Annotated in this window: 22 protein-coding genes, 3 tRNA genes and 1 pseudogene; 1 reads left to right on the top strand and 25 read right to left on the bottom strand. The window is 68.2% G+C overall.

Annotation, left to right across the window (positions count from 1 at the left end):
* Window positions 1-192: 192 nt before the first annotated feature.
* The 13 genes from rplA to VB080_RS00070 form a co-directional block, all read right to left on the bottom strand.
* Complete coding sequence (rplA, locus tag VB080_RS00130) at window positions 193-894, bottom strand: 50S ribosomal protein L1 (RefSeq protein ID WP_323416378.1); 702 nt, start codon at window positions 892-894, stop codon at window positions 193-195.
* A gap of 116 nt (window positions 895-1010) precedes the next feature.
* Window positions 1011-1442 carry a 50S ribosomal protein L11 gene (gene rplK, locus VB080_RS00125; protein ID WP_323416377.1) on the bottom strand — a complete coding sequence of 144 codons (432 nt, stop codon included), beginning with the start codon at window positions 1440-1442 and terminating at the stop codon, window positions 1011-1013.
* A gap of 74 nt (window positions 1443-1516) precedes the next feature.
* The gene (gene nusG, locus VB080_RS00120) at window positions 1517-2335 is read right to left on the bottom strand and encodes a transcription termination/antitermination protein NusG (protein WP_323416376.1); all 819 of its coding nucleotides are present in this window, start codon (window positions 2333-2335) and stop codon (window positions 1517-1519) included.
* 22 nt (window positions 2336-2357) lie between these two features.
* Window positions 2358-2753: a preprotein translocase subunit SecE gene (gene secE / locus VB080_RS00115; protein ID WP_323416375.1), complete on the bottom strand. Its 396-nt coding sequence runs from the start codon at window positions 2751-2753 to the stop codon at window positions 2358-2360.
* Between the two features lie 61 nt (window positions 2754-2814).
* A tRNA-Trp gene (locus VB080_RS00110) sits at window positions 2815-2887 on the bottom strand.
* 113 nt (window positions 2888-3000) lie between these two features.
* A complete protein-coding gene (locus VB080_RS00105) occupies window positions 3001-4194 on the bottom strand; it encodes an amino acid aminotransferase (protein ID WP_323416374.1) in 1194 nt (397 codons plus the stop codon).
* Between the two features lie 137 nt (window positions 4195-4331).
* Entirely contained in the window at window positions 4332-5417 is a 1086-nt protein-coding gene (locus VB080_RS00100) for a UDP-N-acetylmuramate dehydrogenase (protein ID WP_323416373.1), read from the bottom strand.
* Window positions 5410-5829, bottom strand: a complete 420-nt coding sequence (locus tag VB080_RS00095) for a MaoC/PaaZ C-terminal domain-containing protein (protein ID WP_323416372.1) — start codon at window positions 5827-5829, stop codon at window positions 5410-5412. The genes VB080_RS00100 and VB080_RS00095 overlap by 8 nt, the downstream gene beginning before the upstream one ends.
* Window positions 5826-6257: an FAS1-like dehydratase domain-containing protein gene (locus VB080_RS00090; protein WP_323416371.1), complete on the bottom strand. Its 432-nt coding sequence runs from the start codon at window positions 6255-6257 to the stop codon at window positions 5826-5828. The genes VB080_RS00095 and VB080_RS00090 overlap by 4 nt, the downstream gene beginning before the upstream one ends.
* Window positions 6258-6328: 71 nt before the next feature.
* Window positions 6329-6499, bottom strand: coding sequence for a 50S ribosomal protein L33 (rpmG, locus tag VB080_RS00085; protein ID WP_323416370.1), 171 nt, complete (start codon window positions 6497-6499; stop codon window positions 6329-6331).
* Between the two features lie 36 nt (window positions 6500-6535).
* Window positions 6536-6608 (bottom strand) — tRNA-Met (locus tag VB080_RS00080).
* 61 nt (window positions 6609-6669) lie between these two features.
* Window positions 6670-6742 (bottom strand) — tRNA-Thr (locus tag VB080_RS00075).
* A 301-nt stretch (window positions 6743-7043) separates the two neighbouring features.
* The gene (locus VB080_RS00070; RefSeq protein WP_323416369.1) at window positions 7044-7328 is read right to left on the bottom strand and encodes an MGMT family protein; all 285 of its coding nucleotides are present in this window, start codon (window positions 7326-7328) and stop codon (window positions 7044-7046) included.
* Between the two features lie 57 nt (window positions 7329-7385).
* Here VB080_RS00070 and VB080_RS00065 point away from each other — a divergent pair, with 57 nt between their 5' ends.
* Window positions 7386-8777, top strand: a complete 1392-nt coding sequence (locus tag VB080_RS00065; protein WP_323416368.1) for a class II fumarate hydratase — start codon at window positions 7386-7388, stop codon at window positions 8775-8777.
* A 19-nt stretch (window positions 8778-8796) separates the two neighbouring features.
* Here VB080_RS00065 and VB080_RS00060 read toward each other — a convergent pair whose 3' ends face one another.
* The 12 genes and pseudogenes from VB080_RS00060 to VB080_RS00005 all read right to left on the bottom strand — a co-directional run.
* Window positions 8797-9816 carry a LacI family DNA-binding transcriptional regulator gene (locus VB080_RS00060; protein WP_323416367.1) on the bottom strand — a complete coding sequence of 340 codons (1020 nt, stop codon included), beginning with the start codon at window positions 9814-9816 and terminating at the stop codon, window positions 8797-8799.
* 35 nt (window positions 9817-9851) lie between these two features.
* The gene (locus VB080_RS00055) at window positions 9852-10643 is read right to left on the bottom strand and encodes a carbohydrate ABC transporter permease (RefSeq protein WP_323416366.1); all 792 of its coding nucleotides are present in this window, start codon (window positions 10641-10643) and stop codon (window positions 9852-9854) included.
* A 59-nt stretch (window positions 10644-10702) separates the two neighbouring features.
* Window positions 10703-11635, bottom strand: a complete 933-nt coding sequence (locus tag VB080_RS00050) for a sugar ABC transporter permease (RefSeq protein WP_323416365.1) — start codon at window positions 11633-11635, stop codon at window positions 10703-10705.
* Window positions 11636-11692: 57 nt separating this feature from the next.
* A complete protein-coding gene (locus VB080_RS00045; RefSeq protein WP_323416364.1) occupies window positions 11693-13012 on the bottom strand; it encodes an ABC transporter substrate-binding protein in 1320 nt (439 codons plus the stop codon).
* A gap of 38 nt (window positions 13013-13050) precedes the next feature.
* Window positions 13051-15192 (bottom strand): glycoside hydrolase family 36 protein, encoded by a 2142-nt coding sequence (locus VB080_RS00040; protein ID WP_323416363.1) that lies wholly within the window; start codon window positions 15190-15192, stop codon window positions 13051-13053.
* A 327-nt stretch (window positions 15193-15519) separates the two neighbouring features.
* The gene (locus tag VB080_RS00035) at window positions 15520-17289 is read right to left on the bottom strand and encodes a hypothetical protein (RefSeq protein ID WP_323416362.1); all 1770 of its coding nucleotides are present in this window, start codon (window positions 17287-17289) and stop codon (window positions 15520-15522) included.
* The gene (locus VB080_RS00030) at window positions 17286-18194 is read right to left on the bottom strand and encodes a 1-phosphofructokinase family hexose kinase (protein WP_323416361.1); all 909 of its coding nucleotides are present in this window, start codon (window positions 18192-18194) and stop codon (window positions 17286-17288) included. The genes VB080_RS00035 and VB080_RS00030 overlap by 4 nt, the downstream gene beginning before the upstream one ends.
* Window positions 18191-19180, bottom strand: a complete 990-nt coding sequence (locus tag VB080_RS00025) for a sugar kinase (protein ID WP_323416360.1) — start codon at window positions 19178-19180, stop codon at window positions 18191-18193. Before VB080_RS00025 ends, VB080_RS00030 begins: the two co-directional genes overlap by 4 nt.
* Window positions 19177-20025 carry a carbohydrate ABC transporter permease gene (locus VB080_RS00020; RefSeq protein WP_323416359.1) on the bottom strand — a complete coding sequence of 283 codons (849 nt, stop codon included), beginning with the start codon at window positions 20023-20025 and terminating at the stop codon, window positions 19177-19179. The genes VB080_RS00025 and VB080_RS00020 overlap by 4 nt, the downstream gene beginning before the upstream one ends.
* Window positions 20025-20987 carry a sugar ABC transporter permease gene (locus tag VB080_RS00015; protein ID WP_323416358.1) on the bottom strand — a complete coding sequence of 321 codons (963 nt, stop codon included), beginning with the start codon at window positions 20985-20987 and terminating at the stop codon, window positions 20025-20027. Before VB080_RS00015 ends, VB080_RS00020 begins: the two co-directional genes overlap by 1 nt.
* Window positions 20988-21018: 31 nt before the next feature.
* Window positions 21019-21903, bottom strand: a complete 885-nt coding sequence (locus tag VB080_RS00010) for an SIS domain-containing protein (protein ID WP_323416357.1) — start codon at window positions 21901-21903, stop codon at window positions 21019-21021.
* A gap of 251 nt (window positions 21904-22154) precedes the next feature.
* Window positions 22155-22554: pseudogene (locus tag VB080_RS00005) on the bottom strand (hypothetical protein); the annotation flags it as partial.

Below are 22554 nucleotides of genomic sequence, written 5' to 3'. Positions count from 1 at the left end.
CGCGAAGCTGTGACCACACCCCCGAAGACGGAACCCCAATCACAGCTTGCGCGATCGGGGAGGTCTTACGTGATCGGGGAGGTGCAGAAACATGGCAGGGGCCCCGTCCGGTGGGACGGGGCCCCTGCCATGCTGGTGAGTCACCGCGGTGCTGGCGACCGCTGCGCTGATGACCGCGATACTGGCGTCAGCTCACTCCGCCGACGGCTTGGTGCGGGTCGGATCGACCGGGACGCCGGGGCCCATGGTCGAGGCGACAGTGACCTTCTTCACATAGCGGCCCTTGGCGGCGCTCGGCTTGAGACGCATCACCTCGTCGAAAGCGGCGAAGAAGTTCTCGGCCAGCTGCTTCTCGGAGAAGGATGCCTTGCCCACGATGAAGTGCAGGTTCGCGTGCCGGTCGACCCGGAACTCGATCTTGCCGCCCTTGATATCGGTGACGGCCTTGGTCACATCCATCGTCACGGTGCCGGTCTTGGGGTTCGGCATCAGGCCACGCGGGCCGAGCACCCGGCCCAGACGACCGACCTTGCCCATCAGGTCGGGGGTGGCCACCACGGCGTCAAAGTCGAGGTAGCCGCCGGCGATCTTGTCGATCAGCTCGTCGGCACCGACCTCGTCGGCCCCGGCCGCCAGGGCATCGGCAGCCTTCTCACCGGTGGCGAAGACGAGGACCCGTGCCGTCTTGCCAGTGCCGTTGGGAAGGTTGACCGTGCCACGAACCATCTGGTCCGCCTTGCGGGGATCGACACCGAGGCGCATCGCTACCTCAATGGTCTCGTCGAACTTGTGGGAGGCGCCCTTCTTCGCCAGGGCGAGAGCCTCCTCCGGGGTGTAGAGCTGGGCGTCGCTGATCTCGGCGGCGGCTGCCCGGTAGGCCTTGCTTCGCTTCATGTCTGGTCTTTCCTTTGTTGGTGCGGCCCTCGTATGGGCCGGGTGCCAGGTGTGGTGCGGAGAGTTCCCCTCGCCAGGCGCGGGGACCGCCCCTCCCACGGGGTGGTGCCGAGGGGTCAGCCCTCGACGGTAACGCCCATCGAACGAGCAGTGCCGGCGACGATCTTCATCGCGGCCTCGATGTCGTTGGCGTTCAGGTCAGGCATCTTGGTGTTGGCGATCTCGCGCACCTGATCGGCGGTGAGCTTGCCCACCTTGTCCTTGTGCGGACGGGCGGAGCCGCTGGTCAGGCCGGCGGCCTTCTTGATCAACTCGGCTGCCGGCGGAGTCTTGGTGATGAACGTGAACGTGCGGTCCTCGTAGATCGTGATCTCCACGGGGATGACGTTGCCGCGCATCGCCTCGGTCTCGGCGTTGTAGCGCTTGACGAACTCCATGATGTTCACGCCGTGCGGACCGAGGGCGGTACCGACCGGCGGGGCGGGAGTTGCTGCACCCGCGTTGAGGGCGACCTTGACGATCGCCGCTACCTTCTTCTTGGGAGGCATGGATGGGTCCTTTGTGTGATGGTTCTTTCCTGTGACCGGCCTGGCTGGCCGGCCGCCATGCGAAACCGCTTCGGCTAGACCTTGGAGATCTGGCTGAAGGTGAGATCGACCGGGGTCTCCCGGCCGAGGATCTCGACCAGCGCCTTGAGCCGCTGGCTGTTCGCATTGATCTCGGTGATGGTCGCATGAACCCCGGCGAAGGGCCCGGAGACCACCATGACCGAGTCACCGACGTTGAAGTCGGCGATCTCGACCTTCTTGCTCCTCGGCTTGGCCCCGGCGGTCGCTGCGGCGGCCTTTGCCAGGGCGGCGGGAGCGAGCATCTTCTCGACCTCGTCGAGGCTGAGCGGCACCGGCGCATTGGCGTGGGCCACGAAGCCGGTCACGCTCGGAGTGTGGCGGACGGCGGCCCAGGACGCGTCGGTGAGCTCCATCCGCACCAGCACGTAGCCCGGGAGCACGGTGCGGGTGACGGTCTTCTTGGTGCCGTTGCGGGTCTCGACCACGTCCTCGGTGGGAACCACCGCCTCGTAGATGTAGTCCTCCATACCGAGGGTCTTCACCCGGTTGTCGAGGTTCTGCTTGACCCGGTTCTCCATCCCCGAATAGGTGTGGATCACGTACCAGTCGCCAACCTGGCCGCGCAGGGTCTCGTGCAACTCGGCGAGCACTGCCTCCTCGTCGGCGTCCAACTCGTCGCCGGTCTGGGCCTCGGAGGCCTCGTCCTCCTCCAGCCCGGGCAGGAGAATGTCGTCCTCGGCTGACGCCTCATCGAGGTCGCTGCCGAAGTCGAGGTTGAGTTCGACCTCGTCCGCGCTGGACTCAAGCTGGCCCAGATCGATCTCGAAATCGTCGGACGGCTCGTACGGCTCGGTACCTGGGGTTTCTGTCACGTCGCTCCTACTTCTCGCCGACTCAGCCGAATATCCTCAACAGCACCCAACCGAACAGCAGGTCGAGGCCGGTCACGATCGCGATCATGAACAGGACGAACACGAGCACCACCACGAAGTACTGCTGCCACTGGGTCAGCGACGGCCAGACGACCTTCTTCAGTTCCTCGATCGCCTCGCGCACGAACTGTGCGGGCGTGGTGCGTTTCTTGCGGTCGTCGCGGGCGGTGGCGTCCGACCGCTTGCGGGTGGCGTGGCCCTTGGCCTCGACAACGGCGGCCTTGCGCGCCGGACGGGCGCCCGCTGCGGCGATCGCCACCTGTTCGGCCTCGCTCAGGGGCAGATCCTCAAGCTCCACCGGCTCGGTGACAGGCCCACCTGGGACATCGGCATTCGCCTTGTCCTGTTCATCTGCCACTGAGGGCCATCCTTCGGGTCGCAGTCGGGTTGCGGGGCCGGTGCCGGTCGCACCGATCCAGCAGGGCAAGAGGGACTTGAACCCCCAACCTGCGGTTTTGGAGACCGCTGCTCTGCCAATTGAGCTATTGCCCTTGGGGTGGAGATCCGACCGTACCCGACGCCTGCGAAGGCATGGCGGAAACGGTGCAGGTCACCAAGACGGAGATTGTACGTGGTTTGCCCAGTCGAGTCGAACCGGCGACTCCTCACACCACCGCTGCGATCGCCCGGGCCACCGCCTCGACGTTACTGTCGTTGAGCGCCGCCACGCAGATTCGCCCGGCGTCGGTGCCGTAGACGGCGTGCTCGTCACGCAGCACGCGCATCTGTTCGGCCGACAGCCCGGTGTAGCTGAACATCCCGACCTGTTCGGTGAGGAAACCCCAGCCGTCGACGCCGGCAGCTGCCAGGCCAGCCAGCAGCGCGCGACGCATGCCCTTGATCCGGTCGCGCATCCCGGCCAGCTCGGCCTCCCAGCCGGCCCGCAGCTCCAGGTCTGCCAGGACGGCGGCCACCACGGCCGCACCGTGGGTGGGCGGGTTGGAGTAGGTGGTTCGGACGGCGACCTTGAGCTGGGAGAGCACCCGCGCCGCCTCCTCGTCGTCCGCGCTGATCACGCTGAGGCTGCCGACCCGCTCGCCGTACAGGCTGAAGCTCTTGCTGAAGGAGGTGGAGACCAGCACCGGAACGCCGAGTTCGGCGAACTGTCGCGGTACCGCGCCGTCCGGCTCCAGGCCCTCGGAAAAGCCCTGGTAGGCCAGGTCGACGAACGGCACCAGACCGCGCTCGACCACCGCGGCCGCCACCTGCTGCCACTGGGACGACGTGAGGTCATAGCCGGTCGGGTTGTGGCAGCAGCCGTGCAGCACCACGATCGTGCCCGGCGTGGCAGCGGCCAGGTCGGCCAGCATGCCGGCGACGTCGACCCCACCGAGGTCGCGGTCGTAGTAGCGGTAGCTGCCGACCTCGAAGCCGGCCTTGGTGAACAGCGCGTGGTGGTTCTCCCAGGACGGGGTGGAAATCAGCACCCGGCGTCCGGCTCCGGTGGTCTTGAGGAACTCGGCACCGATCTTGAGCCCACCGGTACCGCCCAGGGTCTGGACGGTGGTCACCTGTCCGGCAGCGACCGCGGCCGAGTCGGCGCCGAAGATGAGCTCGCGCACCAGCCGGTCGTAGGCCGGGAGGCCGTCGATCGGCAGATAGCTGCGGGCCACAGGCGCCCGGTCGAGGCGGGCCTCGGCGGTCCGTACGCAGTCCAGCAGCGGAACCTTGCCATGCTCGTCCTGGTAGACGCCCACGCCCAGGTTCACCTTGCCGGGCCGGTCGTCGGCGTTGAACTGTTCGGTGAGGCCGAGGATCGGGTCACGGGGGGCCAGGGGGACGCTCGCCAGGATGCTCACAGGTATTCCTCATCGGTTACGGACCAACCGGTTCTCGGCAGGCTCTTTCAGGCACGAGCCAGCTTACCGAGGGCGCCCGGTCGGGTCCGGGTTCCCGGGAGCGGTGGACACCCCGGCGGTCAGGGCGCGACGGGTGCTCAGTCCAGGGCAAGGCCGACCAGAACGGGTTCGGGCTCCAGCCGGATGCCGAAGGTCCGCTGTACGCCGTCGCGCACCTCGCGGGCCAGCGCGAGCAGGTCGGCGGCAGTGGCGCCGCCGCGGTTGGTCAGAGCGAGGACGTGTTTGGTCGACAGGGTGGCCGGCGGAGTGCCGTAGCCGCGGGCGAAGCCGGCGTGCTGGATCAGCCAGGCGGCGCTGGTCTTCACCCGCTGGTCGGGCACCTGGCGGGCACCACCCTTGCCGAACAGCTGCTGTGCCGCCGGGAAACGCGGCGCCTCGGGCGGCAGCGCCGCGGCCTGCTCGGAGGTAAGGATCGGGTTGGTGAAGAAACTGCCGGCGCTCCAGGTGTCGTGGTCGGCGGGGTCCAGCACCATGCCCTTGCCGCGGCGCAGTTCCAGGACGGCGTCCCGGACGTCCGCGAGCGGGGCGGTCTCCCCGTCAGCCACCCCCAGCCGGCGGGCGAGCTCGCCGTAGCGCAGCGGGGTGGAGTGCTTTCCCAGGGCCAGCTGGAAGCTCACCGAGAGCACCACGTAGCGCCCGGGGTTCCGCTTGAACACCGACGTGCGGTAGCCGAACCTGCAGTCGACGCTGAACAGGGTCGTCACCTGGCCGAGCTGGCGATCCCACACCCGCACCCGGGCGATGGTCTGGGACACCTCCTGCCCGTAGGCGCCGACGTTCTGGATCGGCGTCGAGCCGACCAGGCCGGGGATGCCGGAGAGCGCCTCCACACCGACGAAGCCCTGCCGTTGTTCGGCCTGCCCGACACAGGAGGCGACGAAATCGTCCCAGGGTTCGCCGGCGGCGACCTGCAGGAAGGCCCCCGCGCAGGCTGTCACGTCCTCGTGCTCAATGCCGCGCAGGCCGTCGGTGCGGATCACCGTCCCGGCAAAACCGGCGTCGGCGACCAGCAGGTTCGAGCCACCGCCGATCACCAGGACCGGTTCGCCGGCGGCGTCACAGTCGCGCACCAGCGCGATCAGTTCCTCCTCGCAGGCAGGCGTCACAACCCGCTTCGCCGGACCCCCGACCCGCAGGGTGGTGAGCTCGGCGAGGTCAGTCAAGGCGCACCTCGGCCTTCGCGGCCCCGAGTACCTTCTGCTCGCCGCAGGTCGCGGTGAGGGTAAGGGTCGCGATGCCCTCCGCGACGGCGGTGACGGTGCCGCCGAAGCTGACCGTGGCACCCGCCTGCTCGTCGACCACCACCGGGTTGGTGAACCGCACCCCGTAGCTGACGATCCGGGACGGGTCGCCGATCCAGTCGGTCACCACGCGCAGCGCCATCCCCATCGTGAGCATGCCGTGGGCGAGAACGCCCGGCAGGCCGAGAGCCGCAGCAGCGGTCGGCGACCAGTGGATCGGGTTGAAGTCGGTGGAGGCGCCGGCGTACCGCACCAGGTCGGCGCGGGTCAGGGTGACGGTGAAGCCGGGCAGTTCGTCGCCAGCTTCGGCGTGTGCGCGGGCTTCCGGGTTCATGCTGCCGCCTCCGCCTCGTCGGTGTGGACCAGGGTCGACACCGAGGTGCAGAGCTGCTCACCGTCCGTGGTCGCCAGCGCCACCGAGATGGTGACGAAAGCAGTCGCACCGCGGCGGCGCACCTTCTCGATGGTGAGCGTCGCCCGCACCTCGTCCCCGGCACGTAGCGGACGCTGCCAGCTGAACCGCTGGTCGCCGTGCACCGTCCGCCGCAGCGCGACGCCCAGCTCGGGATCGTCGAAGTAGGCGTCCCAGGCTGCGGCGGCGAGCACGATGGCGAAGGTTGGCGGGGCAATCGGCTGCTCCCCGACGTAGCCAGGATTGGCGTCCCCCAGGGCGGCTGCGAACTCGGCGATCTTCGCCCGGCTCACCTGGTAGGGGGCGGTTGCCGGATAGCACCGGCCGGCATGCTGCTCGCTGATCGGCATGGGGGAAGACTAGCGTCCCCGGAACGCAGCACAGCCGCCCGCCAACGGCGGACGGCTGTGCGGTCGGAGCCTCAGCGGGTCTCGCGGTGCGCGGTGTGCGCGTGGCACTTCGGGCAGAACTTCTTCAACTCAAGCCGGTCGGGGTCGTTACGACGGTTCTTCTTGGTGATGTAGTTCCGCTCCTTGCACACCGTGCAGGCAAGCGTGATCTTCGGCCGGACGTCGGCTGCCTTCTTGGCCATCGGCCTCTCTCTTCCTACGCGTAGCTACGTCTGCGGTAGCGGGAGCGGGACTTGAACCCGCGACACAGCGATTATGAGCCGCTTGCTCTACCGCCTGAGCTATCCCGCCGCGCGTTCGACAGACCCGAACCGGGAATGACGGGCGGTTATTCCGTCTCTGTCAAACACAGAGCCCCCATGCGGAATCGAACCGCAGACCTTCTCCTTACCATGGAGACGCTCTGCCGACTGAGCTATAGGGGCCGGACCTCGGCCGACATTACACGACCGTGGGCCCCAGCCTCAAATCAGCTGGCGATGGTGCTCGTGGGGCTCCTGCTCAGGCGGTGAACAGGCGCCCCACGCGTCACACCCGCCACATCAGTCCCACACGCCTTCGTGACGGATCCAGCTGCCCGGCACCTGGCCCGGCACTCCCCTGTCCTCCGCGCAGAATCCGGGCAATCCCGACCAGTCGAGTGGATAGTGCACGCGAGTGGGCTGGATCACCCGGATTGTGCAGCCGACGGCGCCACATCTGGGCCGGACGCGCGGCGCCACCGGCTCACGCACCGTACTGACGCAGGTCCACCCGCCCGTCGCGAACCACCACACCTTCTTCCGCCAGCAGGACCGACGCCCGCTCCACGACCTGCGGGGCGATCGTCCCGTCGGCCCGGATCACCCGCCACCAGCAGACCTCGTCACCTCGGCCGGCAAGCACTCTGGCCACCACGCGCGGACCAGCGCCGACCAGCCGTCCGATGGCCCCGTAACTGGTCACCCGGCCGGGCGGGACGGAGGCGACCGCCAGCAGCACCGAATCGGTCACCGCCGTGATTACACCCATATACCAAGGCTAGCGGCGAGCCACCCGAGGTCCGCCGGCACGGCATAGGGTGAAGCCATGGAATACCGCATTGAGCATGACACCATGGGCGAGGTGCGCGTCCCCGCCGATGCGCTCTACGCCGCCCAGACGCAACGGGCCGTCGAGAACTTCCCGATCTCCGGACGCGGGTTGTCCTCCCACCACATCGCAGCCCTCGGCCAGATCAAGCGCGCCGCCGCGCTGGCCAACGCCGAACTCGGGGTGATCCCCCCGGAGATCTCGCAGGCGATCGTGGCCGCCGCTGACGAGGTGATCGCCGGGCAGCACGACGACCAGTTCCCGATCGATGTCTTCCAGACCGGCTCGGGCACCTCTTCCAATATGAACACCAACGAGGTGGTCGCCACCCTGGCCAGCCGGAAGCTGGGCTCGAAGGTGCACCCGAACGATCACGTCAACGCCTCGCAGTCGAGCAACGACGTGTTCCCGTCCTCGATCCACATCGCCGCCGTCCAGGCCGTCCACGACGAACTGCTGCCCGGGCTGGAGGTGCTGGCCGGTTCGCTGGAGGCCAAGGCCGCCGAGTTCGCCACCGTGGTGAAGTCGGGCCGCACCCACCTGATGGACGCCACCCCGATCATGCTGGGCCAGGAGTTCAGCGGCTACGCCACCCAGGTGCGCTACGGCATCGAGCGGGTGAAGGCAGCGCTGCCCCGGCTGTGCGAGTTGCCGCTGGGCGGCACTGCCGTCGGCACCGGCATCAACACCCCGCCCGGGTTCTCCGCGCGGGTGATCGAGTTGATCGCCGAGCACACCGGCCTGCCGTTGGTCGAGGCCGGCAACCACTTCGAGGCCCAGGCCGCGCAGGACTCGCTGGTGGAGACCTCGGGTGCACTGCGGACGATCGCGGTCTCGCTGGTGAAGATCGCCAACGACCTGCGCTGGATGGGCTCCGGTCCGCGGACCGGCATCGGCGAGATCGCCCTACCCGACCTGCAGCCCGGGTCGTCGATCATGCCCGGCAAGGTGAACCCGGTGTTGCCGGAGGCGACCGTGCAGGTCGCCGCTCAGGTGATCGGCAACGACGCGGCGATCGCCTTCGCCGGCGCCCAGGGCAATTTCGACCTGCTGGTGATGCTGCCGGTGATGGCCCGCAACCTGCTGGAGTCGATCACCCTGGTGGGTAATGTCGCCCGGGTGCTGGCCACCCGTTGCGTGGACGGGATCACTGCCAACGTCGAGCGCTGCCTGCAGCTGGCCGAGTCCAGCCCGTCGATCGTGACGCCGCTGAACCGGGTCATCGGCTACGAGGCGGCGGCCAAGATCGCCAAGCACTCGGTGAAGCAGAACCTGACCGTCGCCGACGCCGTCCGCGATCTCGGCTACGTCGAGCGCGGCGAGGTCACCGAGGAGCAGTTGGCCACGGCCCTGGACGTGGCCGCCATGACCGCACCGAAGCAGTCCTGACGCAGCGGGTGCCGCCGGCTCAGGCCCGGAATGCCGGCGGCGCCCCGGCGCTCTCCCGCCGGATCAGGGCCGGCTTGATCGAGGAGTACTTGTTGGTTGGCCGGCCTTGAAGCATGGCCTCCAGCATCCTGTACGCGCGGCCTCCGAGTTCGCAGAAGTCCTGCCGGACGGTGGTCAGCGGGGGGTTGTAGTAGCCGGCCAACGGGTGGTCGTCAAAACCGACGACGCTGACATCGCCGGGGACGCTGCGACCGGTCTCACAGATGCCGCGGATCATCCCCATGGCGATCTCGTCGTTGCCACAGAAGACTGCGGTAACCTCCGGGCGTTCCGCCAGCGCCAAGCCGATCTGACGACCGGATTCGGGCTGCCAGGTGGCATCGATGATCGGCGGGACGGCTCTCCCCCGCTCGACCAGCGCCCGGCGCCAACCGGTGGTCCGGCCGTCTTCCTTGCGGGAGGGCGGCACCCGGACGTGGTGGACGGTCTGGTGGCCGAGATCAAGCAGGTAGCCGACCACCTCCCGGGCCGCAGCCGACTCGTTGAGCACCGCCTGGGGGACACCTGGTTCGCGGACCCCGGAGACCGACACGGTAGGGATACTCGCCGGAATGCGCCTCAGTGCCGCGACCCCGGGCGGGTCGAACTTCAGCACCACCATCCCGGCGATGGACTGGCCCAGGACCGAGGAGACTGCCCGTCCCACCTCCTCGTCCTCAGTGGACTCGACGACGGTGATTGTCACCGTGAAACCGGCCGACCTGGCCCCCTCCTCGATCCCGCGTACCGTCTCGGCGTAGCCGTAGCGGGAGGTGTTCCCGGCGATCACGCCGATCAGCTGGGGTCTCCCCCAGGACAGCGTCCGGGCAGCAGCCGAGGGCACGAAGCCGAGTTCGTCGATGGCCTTGAGAACCTTCGCACGCTTTTCGTCGCTCACCCGCGCCGCACCGGTCAGAACCCGCGACACGGTCGGGACCGACACACCCGCAGCCCTGGCGACATCGGCGATCACTGGGGCGCGGGAGCTGTGGAGGGTCATCAGTCCCTCAGTGTAGAGGGTGGTCTCCACACCAATCACTTGACCGCCCCGCCGGTGATGCCGGAGATGATCTTGCGCTGCATGACCGCGAAGGTGATCAGCAGCGGCAGGCTCATCAAGATGATGTACGCGAAGATCAGGTGCCAGTTCTGGAGGTACAGCCCCGCGCTGGCGACCTGATAGAGGTTCAGCGGAAGGGTGTCGATCCGGCCGCCGATCACGAACAACGCGTAGAAGACGTCGTTCCAGATGTAGAGGCAGATCAGGATGGTCGCGGTCGCCAGGGTCGGGCCGAGCAGCGGAAGGATGATCTGCACGAAGATCCGGACCGGCCCGGCACCGTCCACCCGGGCGGCCTCCTCCAGTTCGAACGGAATCGTCCGCACGAACCCGGTGACGAAGAAGATCACCGTGGACATGTACATGCCCATGTAAACCCCGACCATGCCGGGGGCGGTGCCGGCCAGCCCCATCTGGCGCAGCAGCAGCACGATGGTGACCACGGCAGGGGGAAGCACGATGCCGCTGATTCCCAAGGCATAGATGAACGAGATCTTGCGGCCCTTGCGGCGGCCGAGGATCCAGGACGCCATGGAGCCGAAGACCAGCACCCCGAGCACGGCCGGGACCATGATCAGCAGGCTGCCGAAGAAGGCGCTGACCATGCGTCCGTCCGTGATGACGGTGGCGAAGTTCTCCAGCAGGTGCCACTGGGTGGGCAGCGCGAGGCTCGGATTGAGCGCCTCGCCCTGGTCCTTGCCTGCGGTGACTACAACGAGCCAGAACGGCACTCCGAGCAGGAAGACCATCAGCAGGACCGTGGTCATGGGCTGGGCCAGGCTGCCCAGGCGGAACCGCGGCCGGACCGGGACCATCGTCGGGGAACTCACAGAACTTCCTCTCTCTTGCGGAGGATCCGGATAACCGGGAAAGCGAGCAGGGTCACCATCAGGAACAACACCAGGCTCATCGTCGTGGCCTGGGCGAACAGGCCCTGACCGAAGGTGCGGAAGATGAAGATGTTGAGCAGTTCCGTGCTGCCTCCCGGTCCGCCGCCGGTGGTGGCCTGCACGATGTCGAAGCCATTCATGGAACCGAGCAGTGCGGTTGCGACATTGAAGGTGATCGCTGGGGCGAGCAGCGGGAAGCGGATGTTCCGGAAGGTGTTCCACCAACTGGCGCCGTCGAGGCGGGCGGCTTCGATGAGATCCTCGTTGATGGTCTTCAGCCCGGCAAGGTAGATCAGCATGGACAACCCCATCCACTTCCAGGAGTGGATCAGTGCCACGACCAGGATGGTCCAGGTGGTGCTTCCCAGCCAGGCGATGGAAACCTGCTGGCCGGTGAGCCCGGACAGGATCGCGTTGAGGGCGCCCTCGGGTTTGAGCATCGCCTGGAAGATATAGCCCACGGCGAGGGCCGACATCACGACCGGAACGAAGAAGGCCACTCTGGCGAAGCGGTTCAGGTGGGTGTCCCGCTCCAGGATGAGGGCCAGAGCCAGACCGAACAGGTTCTGGAAGATGGCCACCAGGACGGCGTAGGTCACGGTGATCCGCAGGTCGGCCAGCAGACTGCCGTTGCTCAGCAGGTCGACGAAGTTGCTGAAGCCGACGGGATTGATGGCGGACTTGAAGCTGGACCAGTCGGTGAAGGCATAGACGAAGTTGTAGATCGTGGGGGTGAAGAAGAACACGGCGAGTACGGCCAGCGCCGGCAGCAGAAACCAGAGCGGATGGTCGGCCCTGGCGCGTCGGGACGGATCCTCGGTCCCGCGGCCCTGGGCCCGGGTCTGGGTGAACAGGGATTGTGTCGTCATCAGAATCCTCCTGGGAGGGCCGGGGTGACCGCAGCCGAGCGGTCACCCCGGGGTCTGCTACTGGAACGCTTTGACGCCCTGGGCCTTCGCCAACTGGGCGAACTGCGCCTGGGTCGCCTCAGCGACTTCGGTCGGGCTCTTGGTGCCCTGGATCATGTCGGCAAGGTTCAGGTACAGGTCGGGGTTGGCCACCGCCAGAGCCTGCATCGAACCGACCGAACTGTCCAGCGACTTCGCAACGTCCTGAAGGGCCAGCGGGACGGTGTCCGGCGTTGTCACCTCAGACAGCAGGGATACGGTGTTCTGCGCCTTGACGAAGTCGGCATAGCCATCGCCCAGCCAGTAGGACAGCAGCTGACGAGTGGCAGCCTCACGCTTGTCGTCACCGGTCTTGAACGCAACCAGCGCATTGCTCTGATCGGGAATGAAGGTGCCGACGTTGCCGCTGGGCGAGATCGGGAAGAAGCCGATCTTCTGGTTCAGCTCATCGGTGTCTGCCAGCGCCTGGAGTTGCCCGAAGAAGGAGTTCACCTGCATCACCATCGCAGCCTTCCCGCCGAGCAGGGCGTTGCCCTGGTCAACGAAGGTCGCGGTCTTGATGTCGGAATTGAACAGGCCGTCGTCGATCAGTTGCTTGTAGTTGCTGATCGCACCCTGGATCGTCGGGTCGGTGAACTTCTCCTTGTTCTCGTTCACGCGATCCCACAGTCCGTCCTTGGCGGCGTCGGCGAGCTGCACCTGCACCCACCACTGGGTCGCCCACTTCTCGCCACCCATCTCGAAGAAGGGCGTGACGCCTGCGGCCTTCAGCTTCTGGCCGAGGGCGATGAACTCGTCCCAGTTCTTCGGCAGGTCGGTTACCCCGGCCTGGGCGAAGACCTCTTTGTTGTAGTAGACGCCCTCCACCGCAGGAGTGGTGACCAGCGCGGCGTAGCGGGTTCCGTCCAGGATGCCGGTGATGTCCTTGAGGCTGCCGGTGTAGTTGTCCACCCACGGCGCCCCGTCCAGGGACTGCAGGTTGGTGGTCGCGTTCAGCGCGGTCAGCATGGACGCGGTGGGCTGCCAGAAGGCCAGGTCGGGCTTGTCCCCGGTGGCCACCTTGGTCTGGATGCCCTGCTCGTAGGGATCGGGGATAGTGACCACATTGACCTTCGCACCGGTCAGCTTCTCGAAACCAGCGATCACGCTGTCCGGGGTCTTGTTGGAGTTCTGGGCGGCCCAGATGGTCAGCGTGACACCGTCCAGCTTGGTGTCCTGCGCGGGCCAGGACGCCGGGGCGGCGCCGGTCTGCTGACCGGATCCCGGGTCGCTGCACCCCGCGAGCACCAGTGTCGCGGCCGCGGCCACCGCGGCCAGGCTCCTCACTGCAATCTTCATTGATCTCTCCTTGGTTGATCGACGGTAGCCGCCGATGGTTACTGTGTGGCGAAGCGGACGTCACTGCCGACGTCCGACGAGATCCGGAACACCCGGGCACCGATCGCCCCGGTCGGGTTGGTCACCCGCAACCTGCCTGCCCCGGCATCCCAGCTGACCGGCCAGGCGGGCAGGTCGGTCGGGAACACCGTCTCGACCCGCAACCCGGTAGTGCAGGACACCCGGCGATTCAGCAGCAGGGTCGTTCCCGGCTCGGCATCCGACCGGTTCCACACGACCAGATAAGTCGCGTTGGGGCCGGTCAGGGCCAACGAGATCCAGCTGGCGTCCCACTGCGGAAGGCCGAGTGGCCAGGACGGCACGGACCGGGCCAGGTCGGAGCGCACGTCCTTGGCCAGCGCTACCGCCTGGCTGACCAGGGCTCGATGCTCACGGCTCATCCGATCCAGGTGCCCGGACAGGTAGAACCGGCCGGCCAGGCCGGTGGCAAGGCAGAACCCGACCTCCTCCGGCGACATCCCGGGTTGCGGGTAGGCCCAACTGGCCGCCTGCTCGGGCAGCATCAATACCGGTGCGGCGGCAGCGATCGGGGCATACCTGCGGAAGTCCTGCTGATCGGAGGTCGACTGCAGCTGCAGCCGCGACAGCATCGCGAAGTCGGCCCGCATCGCGCCCGAGGCACAGTTCTCCAGGATCAGGCCTGGGTGACGGTCGAGCACCGAGTCGAGCCACCCTTGATGGGCGCGATTGTGCCCCAGCAGCCCGTCACCAACACTATCGGTAGACCAATCGGTGCCGGCCCCGGGATTGATGTTGTAGTCGAGTTTGAAATAGCCGACTCCGAAGCGTCCGACCAGCCGGTCGACCACGGCGTCCAGGTGGGTGCGGGCCGACGGGTGGCGCAGGTCGAGGTGATAACGGCCATGCTCGACAACCCGCTGTCCCTTTCGCTGCAGGAAGGCTGCATCCGGCAATTGGCCGGCCACCGGGCTGCGCACCCCGACCACCTCGGGTTCCAGCCACAGGCCGGCGATCATGCCCCGGTCCTGGATTCGTCCGATGACCTCGCCGAGTCCGCCGGGGAATCGCGTGGTGGATGGCTCCCACGCCCCGACGCTGTCCCACCAGTCGCCGCCGTCGTCATACCAGCCAGCGTCGATGCAGAACACCTCGGCTCCGACATCCGCGGCGGCGTCAACCAGCGGCAGCAGGCGGGCGGTGGTCGGATCCCCGTTGAGGGTGTTCATGTAGTCGTTGAACACCACTTTCGGTGCCTGGTTGTCAGCATGCGGGCGTCGAACCGCCCGGCGGTAGCGAGTCAGATTGTCGATCGCGTCGGTGAAATCCTGGGCCAAGGTGACCGAGACCGGGACCGTGGTGAACTGCTCGCCGGGTTGCAGCGTCTTCACCCACTGGTGATCAACATCGGTCGGGCCACTCAGCGCGAAGTAGCCGTCACCCGCATTCTGCCCGACCTCCCAGCGCCAGGGCCCGTTGTGCTCGACCTGCCACGCCCAAGCGGCGCCCAGTTCGTCCGACTCCACGCAGGCCACCGGGAGTTGCTTGCCGGTCGACCAGGTGCCGGTGGACACCACCGTGAACGCGCCTCGAGGATCATGGCCAGTCAACTCCTGGGCCAGATCCGGAAATCGGAAGCGGTTTGCGGGCTGTTGTGCCCAGCGGCCTTCCCCCAGCCAGTCGGAGAACCCGCGATGGATCGTCCACGCCGCCACACCGGCCTGGTTCTGCTTCCCGGTCGGGCAGCCCAGGGCTGATATCCAGGAGGCGGCCGCGCGCAGGACTGCTGGCTTCGACCCATCATTGACCACGTGCAGGCAGGCCCGCACCGTCCGGGTGCCGTGAGCCAGAAAGAGCTCCAGCGCCCCAGCGAGTCCGGTCTCGGGATCCTCGACCTCCACCACCAGCGTCGTGCCACGGGCGTCCGCGGTCTCGCTGTGCCGCCGATACCGCGCCCGAGCACCCACTGCCGTCCCGGCGAGGCGATCGCTGGCTTGGGCGTGGCCATCGGCGACGGTCAGGATCTCGACCAGCGGTCGCGAATCGGGCAGCACCAGTTCAAGTTCGCCGGAGCGTACGGCGGTCAGGCACGGCGCCGAACCGGCGTCCCAGGCGATCGCGAGCTCGAACTCGCCGTCTCCCCACATCACCCTGCCCGTCATCCTGCCTTCTTCCTTGAAGCCCGCCGCCGTCGGCTGCGACGTGCCCGCGTCCGTGAACAGGAACGTCTGAAACCGCTATCAGATTCTTTATTGTACGAGACGATAGCGGTTTCAAACTATTGGGTCAATAGCCTGAAACCGCTATCAGTCATTGGGGGATTGCGGATCTCGATGAGCACCTGCGCCGTGCGTGACCGCTCACTGAAGCTCGTCACCCGAGGAATTCACCCGTGGCTCGCGGCTTGGAGAACGACGATCTCATCACGTCCGTCCGCACCGGTGGTGCCACCGTCCCTGCACTCAGGAAGTACCGCTTGAGGTCGCGGCTCAGCCCCGCAGCACCCGGACGAACCTCACCACGAGATCCTCCGCGCCGCTGGCCAACCCGATGCGCAACCGACGATGCGCGGCGTCCAGGGAACCCTCGGGCATGGCGAGCGTGGCGGTGCGCCAGGTGCCGGAATCCTGCCGCGCCACGGCGGCGGTGCTGCCAGTGTCGGTGGTGACGCTGAACTCGCCGGTGCCGGAGTCGAGGTAGGTGACCTTGACCAGGTTCGGTCCGCCAGCGGCAGCGGTGGCGAAGGCCAGGTCGGCCTCCAGCACGAAGCCGGTGTCGCCGTCAGCCACCTTCGTGCTCAGACCCTCGTAGGCGGTGCCGTTGTCGGCCTCGAACACCTCGGCGTGGACATCGGCTGTCGTCCGGTGGGCCACCGAGCCGGGCTCGTCGACCTGTACCAGCCAGCGTTCGAGGTTGCGGACGTACGGCAGCGACGGCCACTGCGTCGGGTCGGCGAACCGGGCCAGGCCGTTGTTCTGCCAGTAGGTGTCCTCGGCATCCCGGAAGGCTGCCCAGGCATCGGCGGAGTCGGCGGCGGTGTGGCCGATCGAGTGCCGCACCCAGTCCCAGTGCTCGGGGTACTCGGCCAGGTAGGACGGCCCCGGCACCACGTAGATCCAGTTTATCCGCAGCTGCAGGGCCTTCAGATTGGACTGGCGTACCGCGTAGTACGGGTCGTCGGTGTGGTAGCCGCAGTCGGTGTAGCACTCGTTCTCGGTGGCCACGACATAGCGTCCGGAGTGGATCGGCAGGGTCTCATCCACCACCAGGTGCCCGTCGGGCTGGATCCGGGAGCCGTAGGCCGGCGCCTCGTTGAGGTGGAAGTTCGACAGTTCGGTGATGCCGGTACGAATCCCCATTCCGGCGGCGACGGCCTGGGCGGCAAGCAGGTCGTCGGCGTCATCGAATGGGCCGAAGGGGTAGTCCTCGCCGGTGAACACCAGTTTGGTGGCGTGCTCGCCGAACAGCTCGACCAGATCGGTCCAGGCGTGGGAGTACCAGGCCAGGTAGGCGGCCTTGTCGAGATCGTCGCTACTGACCGCAGCGTCGATGATGTCGTAGTCGTACTCGGCCCAGGTGAACGCGCCGGGCACGTAGACGAATCGAAGCCGGGGGTCGGCGGCCAGGCCGGTGTCGAGGAACAGCATGCGGTAGGTGTCCAGCAACTCTGACCAGACGCACTCGTTCCAGATCGGCAGGTGCCGCTGGCCGTCGTAGTCGGGCCCGTAGGTCGCTACGCCGCAGGTCTTCTGAACCCACGCCGGGGCCCAGTCCTTGCCGCTGGCGAACAGCCGCATCCAGAAGTCGCCGGGTTCGGCGAGTTGATCGTCCAGCCCGGCCAGCGCCATCTCCTGGGCCTCGCCGGTCGCGGTGCGGTCCAGCGGGCCGCCGGCGATCGGACGAAGCTGTCGCCAGGTCAGGTCGACCGAGCGGACCTCGACACGGTTCTTTGCCGAGGCATCCTCGGAGAAGAAGCCGGAGTTGACCGCCGGACGCACCCAGGCTGGCAGCGACCAGTCGTCGCCGTCGGTGATCCGCACCCCGTCGGGGCCGGCATCGACCAGCGGGAACGCCGGTCCGTCCGCGACGGAGGTGGCCTGCGGCGCGACAGAGCGGGACGGTGGCGCGGTCGCGCTGGACTGCCCTGGCACCGGCGTGGTGGCGGCAGGCGGGGGGACGGAACAGGAACCCATCACAACACTCCCTGCGATCAGCAGCACCGGCCAGGTGATGTGGCGACGACGTCGGGTGCTCGTCACGCCTCACTCCTGATGTCAACCTGCCGCAGCGCCCGATCGACATCGGCCCGGGTGAACCGTGCGGCTCCCGGCACCCGGGTGTTCGCGGCTGCGGCTGCCGTGGCCAGAGCCAGTGCCGCACGGAGCTCGCCACCGGCACACAGTTCGGCGAGCAGGCCCGCCAGGAAGCAGTCTCCCGAGCCGACGGCGTACCGGCCCGGCTGGCCAGGAGTCGCCCACAGCGCTCCCCCGTCCTCGCCGAGCGCCACCGCCCCGGTCGCACCGTCGGTCACCACGGCCAGCCCGGCACCGGCCCGCCGCAACCCGCCCGCGAGGGCCGCTGCCGGGCCGTCACCGAGCAGGTCCACCGCCTCGGCCCGGTTCACCTTCACCACCGCAATCGGGGCCGCCGCCAGCACGGCGGCCAGGGCCGGCCCGTGCACGTCCAGCGCCACCCGCACCCCACGCGCCGAGGCAGCCGCCACCACGTCGGCCAACGGCCCAACCCGATCGGCGGGAACCGAGCCCGACACCGCCAGCCAGCCGCCGTCGATATGCTCGACGGCGGTGCACAGGCGCTGCCAGGCGGCGTCATCCAGCGGCAGCGCCGGCTCGTAGAACTCGGTGGCCGAGCCGTCGTTCTGGCTGAACGCCGAGACGCAGCGGCGGGTGGCCGAGACCGGAACCTGCTCGACCTCGATCCCGGCGGCGACCAGGGCCTCGGCCATCACCTGACCGACCGGGCCGCCGAGCGGGGCGATCGCCCGCACTGGCTGCCCGAGCACGGCCAGGGCCCGCGCGACATTGAGGGACTTGCCGCCGGGCAGTTCGACCACCCAGGACGGGCGGTGAATCCGTCCGACCTCGACCTCGGGCAGCCCGTAGCTGATGTCGAGCGCCGGGGAGAGGCCAAGACAGGTGATCATGGCTGCCTGCCAAGGGCCGCGAGCAGGTCGGTACGGGCGGGTTGTCCGGCGGTGCCGCCGGTGGCGGTGGCCGACAGCGATCCGGCGGCAACCGCCCAGGCCAGGCAGTCGGCCAGCGGCTGCCCCTCCACCCAGCCGGCCAGGAAGCCGGCGTCGAAGCTGTCCCCCGCCCCGGTGGTGTCGACGACCCGAACGGGCAACGCCGCAGCCCGCACCACCTGCGTGCCGCTGACAGCGAAGCCGCCGTCCGCGCCGTCCTTCACCACCACCGTCGGGCCGGCGGCAGCCAGCACCCGGGCCCCTTCGAGGGCATTGGCCGGCCGGCCGGTCCCGAGCGCCCCGGCGAGTTCGATCGCCTCGGTGGCATTGGGGAAGAGCAGGTCGAGGTGCGGCAAGCAGGCGGCGACGCCGGACCAGCGTTCAGTCGGGTCCCAGTTCGAGTCGAGGCTGGTGGTCACCCCGGCAGCCCGGGCCCGGGCCAGCAGCACGGGCAGGTCACGCGCCAACTCCGGCAGCAGGAAGAAGGACGCCAGGTGCAGGTGCTGGGCCCCTGAACCGGCCAGCGCCAGACGGACGTCCGCGGCCTGCAGCCCCGCCATCGCCCCGGGCAGGGTGAGGATCGCCCGGTCGTCGTCGGAGAGGATCACCGACAGTCCGGTCGGGCCGGGGACCGTCCGGACGCCGGCGACGTCCACCCCGTGATCGACGAGGAGGGCGAGGGTACGTTCGCCGAACCAGTCATCGCCGACCCGCGCGACCAGGCCGACCTCGACTCCCAGCCGGGCCAGCCCTGCCGCCATGATCCCGGCGCTCGACCCCAGCACCAGGTCGGCACCGGTGAGGAACTGCTCGGCCTGCCCGAAGCGGGGCCGAATGTCGCCGCGAAGCACCAGGTCGAGGTTGGCGTCACCGGCGACCAGCACCGGGCCGGGCTCCCGACGGGGCCGGCCGGCGGAGGTCGGCCTCCCACCGTCCTGACTGCTCATCCCTTCAACCCTGACATGGTCATGGTGGCAATGAAGTGCTTCTGGGCGACCAGGAAGAACAGGATCAGCGGGGCGGTCGCCACCACATTGCCAGCCATCAGCAGTGACCACTGCGTGCGCCGCGTGCCCTGGAAGTTGGCGATCCCCAACTGCACGGTGAACAGGTCCTCGTTGCTGATCGCGATCAGCGGCCAGACCAGGTCGTTCCACGAACCCAACAGGGTGAAGATCGCCAGGGTCGCCATCGCCGGCCGGGCCAGCGGCAGGATCACCCTGCCGAAGACCTGCCAGCGGGTGCAGCCGTCCAGGGCCGCGGCCTCCTCCAGTTCGACCGGGATCGACAAGAAGAACTGACGCATCAGGAAGATCCCGAAGGCCGACGACAGCCAGGGTACGAAGGCGGCGCCCAGGGTGTCGATCAGGCTGAGCCGGGAGAACATGATGTAGGTGGGGATCATCAGCAGCTGGGTAGGGATCATGATCGTCGCGATCACCGCCATGAACCCGAAGTCACGGCCGCGGAAATGCAGCCGGGCAAAGCCGTAGCCGGCCATCGAGCACAACACCAGCTGCGAGCAGATCGCGATCACCGACACGATCGTGCTGTTGGCCAGCCAGCGCAGGATCTGGGTGTCGGCGAACAGCCCGGCGAACCCGTCGAGCGTGAGCCGGGACGGGATGAACGGCGGCGGGAACTTCACCAACTCCTCTGCCGGGGACAGCGACGCCAGCAGCATCTGCAGGAACGGAATCAGGAAGATCAGCGCCAGCGGCGCGAGGACGAAGTGCCAGCCGCTGATCCGGCGGCGGCGCCGGTTGGCCACCGGCACGATGGTGGTCGCCATCAGAAGGCCTCCATTCCCTTGCGCCGGGCGTAGATCACCATGCCGAGGGTGATCAGCAGGGTCGCCGCGAACAGGACGTAGGCCGCTGCCGAGCCGTAGCCGAACTCGAGTCCCTTGAACGCCTTCTCCCACAGGAAGTAGACGATGGTCTTGGTGGCGTCCAGCGGTCCGCCGCGGGTGGTGGTGTACACCAGGTCGAACAGTTGCAGCGCACCGATCGCCTGCCAGATCGTCACGAACACGGTCACCGGGGAGAGCTCGGGCCAGACCACCCGCCAGAAGGTCTGCCAGGGGTTGGCGCCGTCCACCCTCGCCGCCTCGAGCAGTTCGGCCGGGATGTCCTGCAGGGCTGCGAGGTAGATCACCGTGGTGAACGCCGCCTCGCCCCACAACGACATCAGAGCGATCACGATCATCGCCTGGTGCGGATCCTCCAGCCAGCCCTGGGCGGGGATGCCGACCAGCCGGAGCAGATTGTTGACCAGGCCGTACTGCGGGCTGAACAGGTACGTGGACAGGATGCCGGTAGCCGCCGCGGAGGCGACGAAGGGGACGAAGATCGCCGTCCGGTAGAAGCCGATGAACCGGATCTGCCGGTTCAGGGCGACCGCCAGGAACAGCCCGGCCAGCACCGAGGTCGGAACGAACAACAGCAGGTACACCCCGGTCTGGGTGACTGCCTGCCAGAACTCGGCATCGGTGACCAGCTTGGTGTAGTTGCGGGCGCCGACGAGCTTCGGTTCGGCGAAGCCGTTCCACTTCTGCAGTGAGAGCAGGAACGCCCAGGCGGCCGGGAAGATCGACAGGCCGAGCACGAACACCATGCCGGGAGCAATGAACGACCAGCCCTCGGCCGCCGCCCGCACCCCTTTGCGGCGTCGCACCCGGCGACGCACCGCGTCCTGCTGGCCGGACACGTCTGCCTGCTGCGCGGCGGGGGGTTGCCGGACGGCCTGGGTCATGCTCGCCATTGTGGTTCCTCGCCCGCGCAGTTCAGTCGAGGACGACCGCGCGCGTCAGATACCGCGGATTGTCCGGGTTCAAGCCACGGCGACCCGCGGTACGAACCGCCAGCCGCTGCGCCAGCACCAGCTCGACCAGCGGATCGGGGGCCAGCCGGGCAACCGTGGTGGCGCCGGTGGCCGCGATCTGCTCACGCAGGTCGGGGTCGTCGGCGCCGAGCAGCCAGACCAGCGAGCCGGTGTGGGCGACCGCCAACGGTCCGTGCCGGTAGTCGAGCAACGGATAGCTCTCGGCCCAGGCCTGGGCGGCCTCCCGGATCTTCAGGGCCGCTTCCTGCGTCAGTCCGTTCGTCCAGCCCCGGCCGAGGTAGACGAAGTGGTCGTAAGTCGGGCCGGTGAGCACCTCCGGCTCGTCGGCCAGGGCGGCAGCGGCCGCGTCCGGCAGGCTGGAGACGTCCTCGCCGAACGCAGCCCGGGCCAGCAGCAGGAAGCTTGTGGGGAACCTGGTCTGCACCACCGACTGCTCATCGGCGAAGTCGAGGACCAGCACCTCGTCGGCCAGGGCGGCGCAGGGCGAGTCGGCGACGCCGGTGACCACGATCTTCCGCACCCCCGGCGGTACAGCGCGCAGCGCGTCGGCGACCTCGGTGGTGGTGCCGGAGCGAGTCAGCCCGAGCACCGCGTCGTAGTGACGCGGGCGGGCGGGCTCGGAGGCGTAGGCGGCATCGGTCGGGCCGAAACCGGCAGTCTCGCGGAGGATCGCGAACGAGTCGGCCATGAAGGCGGAGGTGCCGCAGCCGACCACCAGCATCCGCTCGTCGGGTCGCCGCAGCAGCCCGGTGGCGGTGTCGGTCAACTGCAGCGCCCGGCGCCAGACAGCGGGCTGGCTCTCGATCTCAACGGTGGTGATGGTCACGGGGTTGGCTTCCTTCTCTTGGTGGTACGGCATCTCCGGTCACGCCGCGGTGGCCGTGGTTGGAATCGGTGAGTGGTGGCGAGGGCCTAGAGCGTGTCTGCCTGTCCCTGGCCGTCGCGAGCGGGGTTCCGCGGAGTGGCTCGCAAGGCGGAGGAGGAAGGCGATGTGGTGCATCGCCGACCGACAACAACGCCGCGAGACGCCCGCGGGGCACCGCGCAGCAGGCCACCGTGGGGATAGGGAGACACGCTCTAGTCGCCGGAGAGCGCCTCGTCGGCCTTCGCGGCCGCCTGTTGCAGAGCCTCGGACGGCGTCCCCTTGCCCTGCAGCACCTGGGAGATCGCTGAACCGATGGCTTCGGAGAGCCCCACATAGCCGGCGACGGTCGGGCGGGCCTGCTTCGCGTTGGCGCTGTTGGCTGCCATCACGTCCAGGCCGGGCAGGGCCTCGACCTGCTTCGCGAACTCGGGGGTGTCCATCTCGGAGGAGCGCAGCGGCAGGTTGCCGTATTCGACGTTCCAGCGCAGGTCCTGGGCTGGGTCGGTGAGCCACTTCAGCAGTTCGAAGGACCAGTAGTTCTCGTTGGCGTCGCCGGAATCGGTCAGCGCCCAGATGTCCGGGCCGGAAACGGTCTGGTGGTCGCCGTTCAGG

The sequence above is a fragment of the Propionicimonas sp. genome (assembly GCF_034927565.1).
In the GTDB taxonomy this organism is placed as follows: domain Bacteria; phylum Actinomycetota; class Actinomycetes; order Propionibacteriales; family Propionibacteriaceae; genus Propionicimonas.
Note: the sequence above shows the minus strand (reverse complement) of the source record. Positions and strands in the feature narration are given on the sequence as shown.

Coding starts and splice junctions, on each gene's coding strand:
- VB080_RS00095 (WP_323416372.1), bottom strand. CDS start 5,829: ATGAACCCGGAAGCCCGCGCACACGCCGAAGCTGGCGACGAACTGCCC.
- VB080_RS00060 (WP_323416367.1), bottom strand. CDS start 9,816: ATGACCCTCCACAGCTCCCGCGCCCCAGTGATCGCCGATGTCGCCAGG.
- VB080_RS00055 (WP_323416366.1), bottom strand. CDS start 10,643: ATGACCACGGTCCTGCTGATGGTCTTCCTGCTCGGAGTGCCGTTCTGG.
- VB080_RS00020 (WP_323416359.1), bottom strand. CDS start 20,025: ATGGCGACCACCATCGTGCCGGTGGCCAACCGGCGCCGCCGCCGGATC.
- VB080_RS00050 (WP_323416365.1), bottom strand. CDS start 11,635: ATGACGACACAATCCCTGTTCACCCAGACCCGGGCCCAGGGCCGCGGG.
- VB080_RS00015 (WP_323416358.1), bottom strand. CDS start 20,987: ATGACCCAGGCCGTCCGGCAACCCCCCGCCGCGCAGCAGGCAGACGTG.
- VB080_RS00025 (WP_323416360.1), bottom strand. CDS start 19,180: ATGAGCAGTCAGGACGGTGGGAGGCCGACCTCCGCCGGCCGGCCCCGT.
- VB080_RS00045 (WP_323416364.1), bottom strand. CDS start 13,012: ATGAAGATTGCAGTGAGGAGCCTGGCCGCGGTGGCCGCGGCCGCGACA.
- rplA (WP_323416378.1), bottom strand. CDS start 894: ATGAAGCGAAGCAAGGCCTACCGGGCAGCCGCCGCCGAGATCAGCGAC.
- VB080_RS00030 (WP_323416361.1), bottom strand. CDS start 18,194: ATGATCACCTGTCTTGGCCTCTCCCCGGCGCTCGACATCAGCTACGGG.
- rpmG (WP_323416370.1), bottom strand. CDS start 6,499: ATGGCCAAGAAGGCAGCCGACGTCCGGCCGAAGATCACGCTTGCCTGC.
- VB080_RS00090 (WP_323416371.1), bottom strand. CDS start 6,257: ATGCCGATCAGCGAGCAGCATGCCGGCCGGTGCTATCCGGCAACCGCC.
- rplK (WP_323416377.1), bottom strand. CDS start 1,442: ATGCCTCCCAAGAAGAAGGTAGCGGCGATCGTCAAGGTCGCCCTCAAC.
- VB080_RS00040 (WP_323416363.1), bottom strand. CDS start 15,192: ATGACGGGCAGGGTGATGTGGGGAGACGGCGAGTTCGAGCTCGCGATC.
- VB080_RS00065 (WP_323416368.1), top strand. CDS start 7,386: ATGGAATACCGCATTGAGCATGACACCATGGGCGAGGTGCGCGTCCCC.
- VB080_RS00070 (WP_323416369.1), bottom strand. CDS start 7,328: ATGGGTGTAATCACGGCGGTGACCGATTCGGTGCTGCTGGCGGTCGCC.